Source organism: Ruminococcus sp. HUN007, from assembly GCF_000712055.1.
In the GTDB taxonomy this organism is placed as follows: domain Bacteria; phylum Bacillota; class Clostridia; order Oscillospirales; family Ruminococcaceae; genus HUN007.
Map to the genome: position 1 here is coordinate 917,890 of NZ_JOOA01000001.1, position 12,449 is coordinate 930,338.

At 43.6% G+C, this 12,449-nt stretch carries 12 protein-coding genes and 1 pseudogene; 4 read left to right on the plus strand and 9 right to left on the minus strand.

The window, feature by feature from the left end; genetic code table 11:
* Window positions 1-49 precede the first annotated feature (49 nt).
* From cdaA to CC97_RS18590, 3 genes are all read left to right on the plus strand, one after another.
* Complete coding sequence (gene cdaA, locus CC97_RS03915) at window positions 50-925, plus strand: diadenylate cyclase CdaA (RefSeq protein WP_242848110.1); 876 nt, start codon at window positions 50-52, stop codon at window positions 923-925.
* A complete protein-coding gene (locus CC97_RS03920; RefSeq protein ID WP_044973801.1) occupies window positions 922-2,349 on the plus strand; it encodes a hypothetical protein in 1,428 nt (475 codons plus the stop codon). Before cdaA ends, CC97_RS03920 begins: the two co-directional genes overlap by 4 nt.
* Window positions 2,350-2,567: 218 nt before the next feature.
* A complete protein-coding gene (locus CC97_RS18590) occupies window positions 2,568-4,826 on the plus strand; it encodes a glycoside hydrolase family 9 protein (protein ID WP_049962676.1) in 2,259 nt (752 codons plus the stop codon).
* A gap of 128 nt (window positions 4,827-4,954) precedes the next feature.
* Here the strand turns inward: CC97_RS18590 and CC97_RS03930 are convergent, their stop codons facing one another.
* Window positions 4,955-5,710: an SDR family NAD(P)-dependent oxidoreductase gene (locus CC97_RS03930; RefSeq protein ID WP_044973802.1), complete on the minus strand. Its 756-nt coding sequence runs from the start codon at window positions 5,708-5,710 to the stop codon at window positions 4,955-4,957.
* A gap of 295 nt (window positions 5,711-6,005) precedes the next feature.
* On the opposite strand from CC97_RS03930, the gene CC97_RS03935 reads away from it, so the two are divergent.
* On the plus strand, window positions 6,006-6,437 hold the full coding sequence (locus CC97_RS03935; protein ID WP_044973803.1) for an ATP-binding protein: 432 nt from the start codon (window positions 6,006-6,008) through the stop codon (window positions 6,435-6,437).
* Window positions 6,438-6,516: 79 nt separating this feature from the next.
* On the opposite strand, the gene CC97_RS03940 is transcribed toward CC97_RS03935, so the two are convergent.
* The 8 genes and pseudogenes from CC97_RS03940 to CC97_RS20830 form a co-directional block, all read right to left on the minus strand.
* On the minus strand, window positions 6,517-7,728 hold the full coding sequence (locus tag CC97_RS03940) for a U32 family peptidase (protein ID WP_044973804.1): 1,212 nt from the start codon (window positions 7,726-7,728) through the stop codon (window positions 6,517-6,519).
* A gap of 92 nt (window positions 7,729-7,820) precedes the next feature.
* The gene (gene mltG, locus CC97_RS03945; protein ID WP_044973805.1) at window positions 7,821-9,134 is read right to left on the minus strand and encodes an endolytic transglycosylase MltG; all 1,314 of its coding nucleotides are present in this window, start codon (window positions 9,132-9,134) and stop codon (window positions 7,821-7,823) included.
* A complete protein-coding gene (locus CC97_RS18595) occupies window positions 9,127-9,501 on the minus strand; it encodes a 5-formyltetrahydrofolate cyclo-ligase (RefSeq protein WP_197021810.1) in 375 nt (124 codons plus the stop codon). The genes mltG and CC97_RS18595 overlap by 8 nt, the downstream gene beginning before the upstream one ends.
* Window positions 9,422-9,703 carry a hypothetical protein gene (locus CC97_RS18600; RefSeq protein WP_156036754.1) on the minus strand — a complete coding sequence of 94 codons (282 nt, stop codon included), beginning with the start codon at window positions 9,701-9,703 and terminating at the stop codon, window positions 9,422-9,424. Before CC97_RS18600 ends, CC97_RS18595 begins: the two co-directional genes overlap by 80 nt.
* Complete coding sequence (locus CC97_RS03955; protein ID WP_044973806.1) at window positions 9,703-10,251, minus strand: DJ-1 family glyoxalase III; 549 nt, start codon at window positions 10,249-10,251, stop codon at window positions 9,703-9,705. Before CC97_RS03955 ends, CC97_RS18600 begins: the two co-directional genes overlap by 1 nt.
* 127 nt (window positions 10,252-10,378) lie before the next feature.
* A pseudogene (gene thyX, locus CC97_RS20460) lies at window positions 10,379-11,165 on the minus strand (FAD-dependent thymidylate synthase).
* A 493-nt stretch (window positions 11,166-11,658) separates the two neighbouring features.
* The gene (locus CC97_RS20825) at window positions 11,659-11,889 is read right to left on the minus strand and encodes a potassium channel family protein (protein ID WP_242848111.1); all 231 of its coding nucleotides are present in this window, start codon (window positions 11,887-11,889) and stop codon (window positions 11,659-11,661) included.
* Window positions 11,890-11,969: 80 nt separating this feature from the next.
* Complete coding sequence (locus CC97_RS20830; RefSeq protein WP_242848112.1) at window positions 11,970-12,371, minus strand: ion transporter; 402 nt, start codon at window positions 12,369-12,371, stop codon at window positions 11,970-11,972.
* Window positions 12,372-12,449 lie beyond the last annotated feature (78 nt).

The window sequence follows — 12,449 nt, forward strand, 5'->3', positions numbered from 1 at the left end:
GGAGATTATATTGTCTTTGTCCCGTCAGTAACGATAGGATGTGAAATATTTGTATCTGAGCGGGCTGATCGGCTCTTTATGGAGTATTTTCAACTCAATGAAAATCGGTGACTTTTTCGATATCGCCATTCTTTCGCTTATCATATTCAAGTTAATACAGATAATCCGTGAAACACGAGCAGGGCAGCTTGCAAAAGGTATCATATTTCTTCTGCTCGCGTACTTCACCTGTGTCATTTTTAAATTCAAGGCAATGGAATTCCTGCTGTCCGTTATACTCAACAACGGATTTATAGCAATACTGATAATGTTCCAGCCGGAAATGCGCCGTGCACTAGAACGTGTCGGACGCACCAGCGTTTCAAAGCTTTCGTTCTTCAACAATCATCCTGATGATTTTGTTGCCAGATGGGAAACTGCAATAAAGGAGATCTGTGACAGTGTTGATGAACTTTCCGCAACAAAAACCGGTGCACTGATAGTCCTTGAAAGAAAAACAAGACTCGGACTGGAAATCAGTTCGGGCACCATGATGGAATGTCTTCCGAGCAAGGAACTTCTCGGAAACATCTTTTATCCGAAAACACCTCTTCACGACGGTGCGGTAATAATGAGAAACGGCATGATAGTTGCCGCGGCATGTTATCTTCCGAAACCGGAACGTGAAGAACTTATAGACAAAAAACTAGGATCCCGCCACCGTGCAGCCATAGGAATGAGTGAAAACTCAGATGCCGTAATAGTTGTCGTTTCCGAAGAAACGGGCACTATTTCGGTTGCCTGCAACGGTAAGCTGTTCAGAAACTTTTCCTCAAAATCGCTCAGCATCTTTCTGATCGACCATGTTATCAACGACAAGTCTGATGAAGTCAACGACAGCAAAAAACATTTCCTTATGTTTAACCGGAGGAAAAACAAAAAATGAAGAACATTATCAATAAAGTCAAACTCTTTGTGGAACGGTCACTGGAAAGAGATTCCGTACTGTTAGTCATTTCTGTTCTTCTCGCTGTTTTCATCTGGGGATATATCACCACCCAGAGATGGCCTGACGATCACATATATATAAACGACGTTCCTGTTGATTTCGAAGCCAGCATAGCCGGCACTCCTGCCGAGGCAGAAGGATACAAGATCTACGACGCCGACGTACAGAACGCAGACATAAGAGTCGATGCCAACAGAAAATACATCGGATTTCTTACAAAGAAAGAATTCTATATAAAAGTGAGTGCAGACAACTACAGCGGTGAACAGCCGGTTACTGCCAAACTCACTGTGCAGAAAACTGATGACAACAGCTATGACTGTGACTATAAACTGAAAGAACCGAGTCAGAACAAAGCAAAGGTTTATTTTTACAAAGAGATCACGAAAACAGTGGATGTAACGGTAAAAGCTCCCGGTATCACTGCTGCTGAAGGACATAAGCTGAAAAGTCTTACCTGTGAATCGGTTTCCGTAACAGGACCGGAACCTTACGTAAATATGATAAGTTCCTGCGAGCTGAATATCACACAGAACGTAGCCTATGACACAAGAAGGTCATTTCAGGTCACCGCATCACTCGGAAACTTAACTTTCCTTAACGAAAACGGCGAGGACATCAACAAGATAATCAGACCTTATATGTCGAAGAATCAGTTCACGATCAATAAAAGTGAGCTTACCGTCATGGTCAACATTTCAAGCGTCAAGAATATTGACATTCAGTTCAGTCACATTATTACTGATGTACCGGACTATTTCAACAAGCAGTTTATTCTTGACAGACTTTCGTTAAGCACACCAACGATAACCGTTTCTTCGGATGACACCTCGATCGATGACATTGATTCCCTTCCGGTTTCGAGTGATGAGAGCATCTCGCTCAGCTCGATAAACACTGATTTCTCAGCTTCATTTGACCTGACCAGAGCACTTGAAAGTTATCCAAAGCTGAAAAATGACTCAAACGTAGTCTCAACATATCTGAAATTCGAAAGTTCAGGACTTGCTGAAAAAACCTTTGACAGTGTTGATGATTCAAGATTTACGATCAAAAACCCTTACTCGTCAAAATACACTGCTGAACTGGTAACACAGCGTCTTGACAATGTGACTATAATAGGACCTGAAGAGGATATTGAAAAGATAACAGCTGACAATCTTACAGTCGAAATAGATCTTTCAAAAAGCACAGTTTCCGGTACCGGTAAACTCAATACCGGAATAAGCACCTACAAGGCGCTGGTGCTTCTGCCGTCAAAATACAAAAATGTATGGGCTTACGGCGAATACACAGTTGATGTCGAGATCTACGAAAATGAATTCCAGCAGACTGATGTGACAACTGCATCTTCTGATTAAAAAAGTTCATGTTTTATACGGTTTCCCATATTCGCAATATATGGGAAACCTTTTTTCATTGCATTTTCTGAATATTTATGAACAAAGTATTAATTTTTCAAAGTTTATAAAAAAAGTATTCACAAGCATGTCTTTTTTGTGTATAATAGTATCGTATGGAATTGATTGAAATAAGTTGCATTTATTTTAATTAAAAATTTGAAAGGATGATTTTTCCAATGGTTCAGAAAAATTTAACAGGTAAGGCTATAGCAGCTGTTGCTGCTCTTACACTCACTGTTTCAGGTCTCGGACAGACAGGTGCTGTTTTCGGCGGAAACACAGTTAAGGCTGCTGACACTGACAACTACGCAAAGCTCCTTCAGGCATCACTCTTCTTCTACGATGCCAACATGTGCGGAAAGAACGTTGAATCTAAGTCTCTTATGAAATGGAGAGGCAACTGCCACACAAACGACGAAGTTGACGGCGGTTTCCACGATGCCGGTGACCACGCAATGTTCGGTCTCCCACAGGGCTACGCAGCTTCAACACTCGGATGGAGCTACTACGAATTCAAGGAGGCTTTCGACGGACTCGGTGTAACAGTTCACTACAAGACAATCAATGATTACTTTGCTGATTTCTTCAGAAAAGCTACAGTTCTTTCAGGCGACAGAGTTTCAAAGATCTGTATCCAGAAGGGTCTCGGCGACACAGACCACGCTTACTGGGGTGCTCCTGAAAAGCAGGGCGACAGAGGCGGATGCGACTGGAGATCAAACGGTTCAGGCGAAATCGCAGCTGAATACGCTGCAGCTCTTGCAGTCAGCTACGTAAACTTCGGTAACACTGAAGACCTTAAGTACGCTAAGGCTCTCTACAACTACGCTAAGGCAAACCCAAGCTGTTCAAACGGTGACTGCACAGGCTTCTACAAGTCAGACAGCTTCAACGATGACCTTGCATGGGCAGCTGGCTGGCTCTACATCGCTACTAAGGACGGCGGTTACAAGAATGACTGTCAGGCTAACCAGAAGAAGATTGGCTGGGTACACAGCTGGAACAACGTTGAAATGGGTGCTGCTTGTCTCGCAGCTGAGATCGGCGTAGGCAGCTGGGATGCAGTTACAGGATATCTCGGCGGTCAGTGCAACGGCAGCGGATATCTTTGCATGAGCGAATGGGGCAGTGCAAGATATAACTGTGCAATGCAGTTGGCAGCTCTTGTATGCACAAAGCACAACGCAGGAAATTATACAAACTGGTGCCAGGGCCAGATGACTTATATCCTCGGTCAGAACCCGAAGAACACATGCTTCGTAACAGGCTTTGCTTCAAACTCAGCAAAGAACTGCCACCACAGAGCAGCTTCAGGCTACCAGGGATACGACGGTGCTGACGGATTCCACACAGGTGTTAAGGAATACAACCCTAACCACCACTACACACTTATCGGTGCTCTCGCAGGTGGTCCGGCTGATGCAGGCGGAACATACACAGACGTTATCGACGACTACAAGAGTAACGAAGTTGCTATCGACTACAACGCAGGTCTTGTAGGTGCTGCTGCTGGTCTTTACTCATTCAAAAAGTCAGGCACAATTGCTTCTTCATTCGAAGGTACAAAGAGCAACGGTGCAGGTGCTGCAGTAGTAACACAGCCATCACCTACACAGCAGGCTCCTGCTTCTCCTTCTCCTACACCACAGCAGCCACAGCCTACACAGCAGCCTACAACTCAGCCTACAACTCAGCCAACTCAGCAGCCTACACAGCAGCCTACATCTTCTGACGGCGGCTACACATTAAAGTCAGGCAAGAAGATCACATACAGCGCACTCGGTGAAGACGACAGAATGATCGGTTTCGCTTACAAGGATTTCGGTATCTCTGCTAAGGAAAAGATCACAAAGGTTGACGTAAACATCTCAGCAGGCAAGAACATCGGTAAATATGTTGGTCAGTTCGGTACTTCAACAACTGATGATGCAGCAGGCTACTGGGCAATGGGTGATGAGATCACTCAGACAATCAGCGGCAACAGCGGAACTATCTCATGGAAGGTTCCTTCAGATATCTCTTCTATCATCCAGACAGAATACGGCGGAGAGATCAAGTTCGGTGTATGGTGGATCGACTGTGACGAATTCACAATTGATTCTGTAACATTATACACAGACGGCAAGGCAGCTTCAACTACAACAACACCTAAGGCTTCACCTTCACCATCTCCATCTCCATCACCTTCACCATCACCTTCTCCGTCTCCATCACCTTCACCAAGCCCGTCACCATCACCTTCTCCGAATAATGATAACGTTAAGGGCGACGTAAATGCTGACGGTTCAGTTACAACTAACGACTATGTAACACTCATGGGTGCTCTTATCGGCAAGACTGATCTTTCTGCTTCAGGAAAGAAAAATGCTGATATGAACAACGACGGCAAGATCTCTATCATTGACCTTATTCTTCTCAGAAACAAGTTCAGCTGATAATCATATCTGTCAATATAAAAGAATTAATCCCGGAGCCGGTTTAACCGGTTCCGGGATTTTTGCCAAATAAAAGCAGCATATCCTCAAGCCGCGTATTTACGCGATCCGGATATGCTGCTTTTGTTTTAAAGCGGTGATTTACCTTTTTGTATAAGATAAACCAGTTTTGATTTCATCTCTGCAGGAAGAAGTGAGGAAGCTGCTACACTTACTTTCATCTTAGCCTCAGGAATTATAAGGAACTTTCCTTCAAGTGTTTTATCGATCGCATACTTGGCTACCTTTTCCGAAGAAGCCGGGCTGAAGCTGTTTGTAACGCCTATCCTTTTATTGAATTCAGTCTGTACCGGCCCCGGACAGAGAACACTTATTTTCACTCCGTTACCGGATTCCTTTGCCTCGCGGTAAAGGGACTGTGAAAGGTTGAGTACATAGGCTTTTGATGCATAGTAAGCCGCCATGAGTGGTCCCGGATAAAATGCCGCAGAAGATGCAACATTCAGTATGGTTCCTCTGCCCTCAGATGCAAATCTCCGGTAAAAAAGCTTTGAAAGTATATGAAGTGCTGTAACATTAAGATTAATAAGGTTCAGCTCTTTTTCAAGTGAAGTTTTCTCAAAAGGACCTACTTCACCAATTCCTGCGTTGTTTACCAGAAGATCGACTCTGAAACTCCGGCATACATAATATACTCTTTTTGCATTTTCCGGATCAGAAAGATCTGCTGCGATTACCTTTACCCTTACAGGAAGAAGCTTTTTCAGTTTAAGCAGCTTGTCTCTGCTTCTTGCCACAAGAATAAGATCATATCCAAGAGTGCTGAGATAGATCGCCATATCGCGCCCGATCCCTGTACTCGCTCCGGTGATAAGTGCTGTCATATCATAATCCTCCCTTAAGGAAACGCTGATTTATTCATAAATCAGCGTGAGGCTCCGGGGCAAAGTCCCGGAAATACCACCTTTGGAAATACGTTGAAGCCGGATTTCCGGTTTAATCAGTGTTTCCTTAACATTCATTTTCACGTATACTATAATTATATCAGAAAATCAGACTAAAAACAATAATATTATCACAAACATTATTGAACAAAATACACAAAAAGCGCTTTACTTTTCTCTTGTATTATGGTATAATATATATAGAAGAAAAAGCAGGGAGGTTATCGAAAAAAGAATGAATCCTGAAACCAAACTATCATATATTGTAACACCTAATGATTTTCTAAATGCCGGAGCTGTTTCAGAAGACATAAAAACAAAACTCTCTGAAATGAACATCAATAATGAAATTATCCGTAAAGCCACACTTGCTGTATACGAAACAGAACTCAACATGATAATACATGCTAACGGCGGCCTTATTGATGTTGAGATCACACCGGATGTACTCAGGGTGGAAGCAGCGGACAACGGACCGGGTATTGCCGATCCTGAAATGGCTATGAACGACGGTTATACTACCGTCTCTCCTGATTCCGAGATCAGAGCCCGGGGCCTTGGCAACGGACAGGGATTTTCAAAGATCAGAAAAAATACCGACAGTTTCGAAATAGAAACTGAACTTGGCTGCGGTACAACAGTACGTTTTGAAATTTATCTCAGTTAAAATATATTCTAAAAAAATTCAAAAAAAGAATCAGGCACATGATCAATCATGTGACCTGATTTTTTTCGTCCTGATATTATTACTGTTTCTGCATTCGGATTATTGCATCCTTCGGGAATTCCTTTTCGCACGGTATCGAAAACTTCATCATTGCGTGGTTCGCACTCTCAACTGACTCATCTTTTTCGTTGTAGATCACATCAGCTTTGATGATCTGCGGTTCCTTTCCCGGCGAGAATACTTCAAGCGTATCTCCTGCAAGGAACTTGTTTCGCTGTGTGGCATAGAGCCTTCCGTCACGGCATTCATCAACAACAGCCACAACGTCATATTCCCTTATGTAACCGCCCGTCTCATAGTACTGACTGTCCTTCGGATGTCCGAAGAAAAATCCGGTACAGTACTTTCTGTGGCTTACCTTGAATACCTCGTCATAAACCCACTGCGGTACAGGCTCACCCTTCAGGCAGCAGTCCACAGCCATTCTGTAGGCGTTTGTAACCACTGAAACGTAGTAGGCTGACTTTGCCCTTCCCTCGATCTTGAGACTGTATATACCTGCTTCACGAAGCTTGTCGATGTGTTCTATCATCGACATGTCCTTGGCATTGAGAATGTATGTTCCCTGCTCGTCCTCGAAAACAGGATAGAACTCATTAGGCCTTTTTTCCTCCTGAAGATGATATCCCCAGCGGCACGGCTGTGCACATTCTCCCCTGTTGGCATCACGGTTTACAAGGTAACTTGAAAGCAGACAGCGTCCCGAGAATGAAACGCACATAGCACCGTGAACGAAGCACTCGATTTCAAGATCCTTAGGAGTCCTGGCACGTATCTCAGCTATTTCATCAAGTGACAGCTCACGGGCAAGAACTACTCGTTTGCATCCCATGTTATAAAGTTCGTTTGCTGTAACATAGTTTACGATACCTGTCTGTGTGGAAGCGTGTATCACCATGTCAGGTGCATATTTCTTAATGAGCGAGATTATTCCGAGATCGGCAGCGATAAGTGCATCCACCCCGGCTTCAACAGCTTCACGTACAAACTGTTCAAAAAGCGGTATCTCATTATTTCTCGGAAGAGTGTTGCAGGTAAGGAACACCTTCACGCCCTTGTCGTGGGAAAGCTTTACTGCTTCCTTAAGTCCTTCAAAATCAAAATTGCCGGATGAAGCTCTCATACCGAACTGTTTTCTTCCGAGATAAACGGCATCGGCGCCGTAGTTAAGTGCTGATAAAAGTCTTTCGCGGTCCCCTGCCGGCGCAAGTACCTCTAATTCCAAATTCAAAACCTCCGTTATTCTGTGGAAACACTGCGTTTTCCAAAAACACCGGACATGAATCATATCCGGTGCTTTTTCTTTACTTATTATCTGATCGGTCAGTCATCATAATCAAGGTCGTTAATATCAATTCCGGCCTTGATAAGGTTTTCTTCATGCTGTTCGTTAGTTTCAGCATAGTATACTTCCTTTGTTTCAACGTTAGCACAGAAGTAATAGTAATTTGTATTGTTAGGCCAGAGTACAGCCTTCATAGCATCAAGACCAGGGCTGCATATCGGTCCCGGCGGGAGTCCGTTTGTCTGGTATGTATCATATGCTTTCAGCATTTTTGAAGTAACGGAATAATCATCAAGACTCTTGAGATAAATGCTGTATTCGGTTGTAGGGTTTGATTCAAGAGCCGGGAACCGTTCATAGTCATTAAGACGGTTCATAAATACTGAGGCAACATTTTTCATGTCAGCTGTATTTGCAGCTTCAAGCTGTACGATTGATGCAAGTGTAACGACCTTGTCCATTGTCATACCGACTTCAGCCGCTCTTTTCTTCATCTCGTCATCATACTTGGCTTCAAAGTTCTCATAGATAGTTCTGAGAATGATCTCATAATCCTGTTCCTCAAGCACCTTGACATCGCCGTCCGGGGCCTTGTAGAATTCGTAGGTATCAGGGAAGAGATATCCTTCCATTCGGTCAAAACGCAGATCGTTGGCTGTAGGCTGCGGAATATTATTTATAAAGTCGTAGTCTTCAAGTCCTGCGTTGAAGTAGTATATAAACTTGTCCGCAGCACAGACACCTTCATCTTCGAGCAGCTTGGCAACCGCTCTCAGGCGCATGCCTTCCCTGATGGTTATTGTTACAGTTTCCTTTTCGATATAATATGTACTCTGCAGTTCCTCGAGAATATCCTGATAACCCATATTAGGACGCAGATTGTGGTTGCCGGAAACATACTCTATAGGTTCTTCGTTTCGTCTCTCCTGAAGGTCAGCGAGGATCCTGAACATTTTATCGACCTTGATAATAGGTTCCTTCCTGTTCTTCTCCTGATCAACAGTCATTATTCTGATAACGTCATCAGTCGTTGCGTTTTCCGGAATATTTACAATGTAGGTAGCCGCACTCTTGTCTATACCGAGAAATTCTCTGGCTAAGAATATTATTCCTATAGATGAGAGTACTGATACACTGAGTATAGCGAAAATAAACACAAGGCTTATTGCTATACGGTTTCCTTTCTTAGGTCTGATATATCGGATCACCTTTGAAGGTCTTTTCTTCTTCGGAGGCGGTGCAGGTGCAAGAAATGCCTTCATAAATCCTGAAAACGTGCCTTTTGGCTTGTTTCCGGACGAAGCAGGTCTTTTATTTCTTTCCTGACCGTTTTCATCTTTCTGATTATCCATTGATATCTATTATTCCTTTCTCTGTTATTATATAGTCAACGCTTACATCGTGAGGTTCTGAAGGTACCTCATCAAAGACAAGCGGGCTGTAGCAGATTCCTGCCGGTGTTACGTCCTTTTCACGGCTTAAAAACCTGTCGTAATATCCTCCGCCGTAACCTGTACGGTTTCCCTTAAGATCAAAGGCTGTTCCCGGAACGATACAGAGAGCACCGGTAAAATTACGAACCAGTCGGGTCTCGTCATATTCCGGCTCCGGTATTCCCATGAAAGAAGGTTTTAAATCCTCAAAACTTTTTATCATGAAAAAGTCCATCTCTCCCTGCTTTCTGCAGCGGGGAACGGCAGTACTGATGCCTTCTGACAAAAGATATTCTATAAGTTTTTAAAGTATCTGCTTCATCTCTGTATGAAACATAGGTAAGGACGATTTCTGCTTTCCTGATAAGATCTGCGTTTACGAGGTTTTCAAGGATCTTAAGATCTGCCTCTTTCTTTTTTTCTGCAGAAGGAAAAAGTTCGGAACGCATTTTAAGCGCCTGTTTTCTGAAAAGCAGTTTATCTGTCATCATCGGCTTGTGTAAAGAAGTGATGAAGCCAGTGCTTCACTTATCTCCCTTGACTTTAAGATCTCAACGATCTTGAGTGAAAAGTCGACAGCTGTTCCCGGACCTCTTGATGTGAGGAAGCTGCCTGAAAGACATACTGTTCCGTAGGCGATTTCAGCACCTTCTAGCTGGCTTTCAAAACCGGCATAGCAGAGTGCCTTGTGTCCCCTGAGAAGTCCTCTGTGTCCGAGAATGGACGGAGCTGCACATATAGCAGCCACATATTTATTGTTGGTAACGCAGAAGTCAATCGCCTTCTGAACTGTGTCAGAAGCCTCAAGATTCTTTGTTCCCGGCATTCCGCCCGGAAGCACGATCATTTCTGTTTCAGCGTCCGGAGCGAAGTCTGTGTCCTTAACGTCGGCCTGAACAAGTATACCGTGTGAACCGCGGATAGCTTCCCTTCCGATACCGACTGTTTTAACATCAATTCCGCTTCTTCTGCAAAGATCAACTACTGTAAGGGCTTCGATCTCTTCAAAGCCGTCAGCGAGAAAAACGTAAACCATATTAAACCTTCTTTCCAGGGAAACGCTGATCAAACCGTAAATCCGGCTTTCGCCGGATTTACGGAGGTGGGATTTGCGGGGCTTCGCCCCGAACCCTCACGCTGATTTATGAGAAATCAGCGTTTCCCTAAGCTTTGTTATCTGAGTGCAGTCTGCTGTAAAAATCTTTTACTTCAGCGTATTTTCCGCAGGTCATCTTCCCTTCAGGACATTTGCCCTCGGAATAGCATGAAGGACCGGCTTTCCTAAACACATTCGGCGCGGCTTCGCAGCAGAGTTTCAGCATTTCATCTGCAACATCCTTTATTTCCCACTGTGCTCTGCAGCAGCAGCGGTGCCTGAAGAAATTCAAAAGACTTCTGACGTTCATCGTAACCACTATCTTGGTCTCGCACGCATTCGGAAGTACAAAACGCGCATCTTCATTAGCTTTTTTTTCTTGCTCTGGATGCGGCTTCCTTTTCGTCAAAAGCCCTGTTCCATAAAAGTCTTTTTATGATTTTCAGTGAGAATATCAGCGATCCCTGTTATAACTCTCAGTAAGTGCTTCCATCTGCCTGTCAAACTCAGCTTTTGCTTCAGGAACAGCCGCAATTTCCGGCGGTGTTATGAAGTCAAATCCGTCTTCATTTACATAGCGCTGGCTTTTCTGTGAATATGACGCTATTCTGTGGTCTTACAAGCTGATGCGGAACACGCCCTTGATATACCCTCAATGCCGAAAGTAAAGCTGACATGCTCTAGAACGCTCTCGTGTCCGATGCTTATGAGCAATTGATACAAAGCTTTTCCACCTTTTCATCGGTAAGTCCTTCCTTCAGCGACATGATATCGCTCGGGGAATAGCAAAGCTTTGCAGCAGTAGCAATAATTCTTTCCGGATCAGGAGTATGGGCTATAAGAGTTACTTTCAAACCTTATACATCTCCCAAAACAATATTCCTTATAATTTTTATCATTTTATACTATAAAAAGTCAATAGAGCATACGCCGGAGAAAAAAGCGGCTGCATCAAAAAAAACGCAGCCGCTTTCCTGAGGAAACGCTGATTTATGAATAAATCAGCGTGAGGGTCCGGGGCGAAGTCCCGCAAATCTCACCTCCGGAAATCCGGCGAAGCCGGATTTCCGTTTTAATCAGTGTGTCCTTAAACAACAACTTATTTTACTATTTTCTTTGAACCGGCAACCACCACGGTCTCCGGCCTTTATCAGCAGACCGTCGGACGCCCAATAAGCGTCAGATCATCACGGATAACAACGTAGATTATGAAGATCAAAATCTTCTTTTGCCTGTCCGGACAGTAATGGCCTTCAAGTCCGTTCGTTTCTGTCAGCTATAATTTTTCGCCGATCTCTTTGATATCTTTGAATTTAATGTCCGAATACTGCTTTTTTCGTATACTGTTCAACAAATCCGGCACTGATGATACCGGTAGGGATAGCTACTGCCCCGACTCCGAGAAATGCACTGAAAATTGCGATTATCCTTCCCCGCTGTCGTCACAGGATAAATGTCACCGTAGCCTACGGTAAGAAGTGTGGAAACGCTCCACCATATACCGGAAAATGCGTTTCTGTAGACATCCGGCTGAGCTTCGTGCTCAGCATTGTATATGCCGAGTGATGAAGCAAGCATGAGAATGAAAAATTATAAAAAGTGAAGAAAGGATCTGATTCTTCTTTTCAAATAAAACGGTAGTTATTATATTGAATGAGTCATACTGCGAATTTACCCTGAACAGTCTGAATATTCTTACGACTCTGAGCATTCGGGAACACGATGAATCCCGAAAGGAAGAAAAACGGAAGGATCGTCAGAAAATCGATGATGCCGTCGAATGATAAAAGGAACCTCAGAACTGATTTTCCTTTGTTCTTTTCAGGATACAGCTGGTCAGCCGTCCACAGACGAAGGCCGTACTCCAGTATGAATACACCAACTGTAAGTGTTTCAATTATCCTGAACAGACCGTAAAAAGCGCTCAGCTCACTGAATGTATAAAGGAACGCAACAGTTATGTTAAGGATTATGCACGTAACTATGAAATAGTCAAAAAGCCTGCTTGGCAGATCCTCCTTGCTGCCTATCTGAATTATCCGGAAAATGTGTTTTTTCATCTTTCCTCCTGTAACGAAATCAGCAGTGAACGCAAAACAGATTTTTACGTTCACTGCAGTAAGAGTATTTTAAGGAAA

Excerpts from the sequence above, each read along its gene's own strand:
- CC97_RS03930 (WP_044973802.1), bottom strand. The coding sequence starts at position 5,710 with ATGACAGCACTTATCACCGGAGCGAGTACAGGGATCGGGCGCGATATG.
- CC97_RS20825 (WP_242848111.1), bottom strand. The coding sequence starts at position 11,889 with ATGCTTGCTTCATCACTCGGCATATACAATGCTGAGCACGAAGCTCAG.
- CC97_RS20830 (WP_242848112.1), bottom strand. The coding sequence starts at position 12,371 with ATGAAAAAACACATTTTCCGGATAATTCAGATAGGCAGCAAGGAGGAT.
- CC97_RS03935 (WP_044973803.1), top strand. The coding sequence starts at position 6,006 with ATGAATCCTGAAACCAAACTATCATATATTGTAACACCTAATGATTTT.
- CC97_RS18590 (WP_049962676.1), top strand. The coding sequence starts at position 2,568 with ATGGTTCAGAAAAATTTAACAGGTAAGGCTATAGCAGCTGTTGCTGCT.
- CC97_RS18600 (WP_156036754.1), bottom strand. The coding sequence starts at position 9,703 with ATGACAGATAAACTGCTTTTCAGAAAACAGGCGCTTAAAATGCGTTCC.
- mltG (WP_044973805.1), bottom strand. The coding sequence starts at position 9,134 with ATGGATAATCAGAAAGATGAAAACGGTCAGGAAAGAAATAAAAGACCT.
- CC97_RS03955 (WP_044973806.1), bottom strand. The coding sequence starts at position 10,251 with ATGGTTTACGTTTTTCTCGCTGACGGCTTTGAAGAGATCGAAGCCCTT.
- CC97_RS03920 (WP_044973801.1), top strand. The coding sequence starts at position 922 with ATGAAGAACATTATCAATAAAGTCAAACTCTTTGTGGAACGGTCACTG.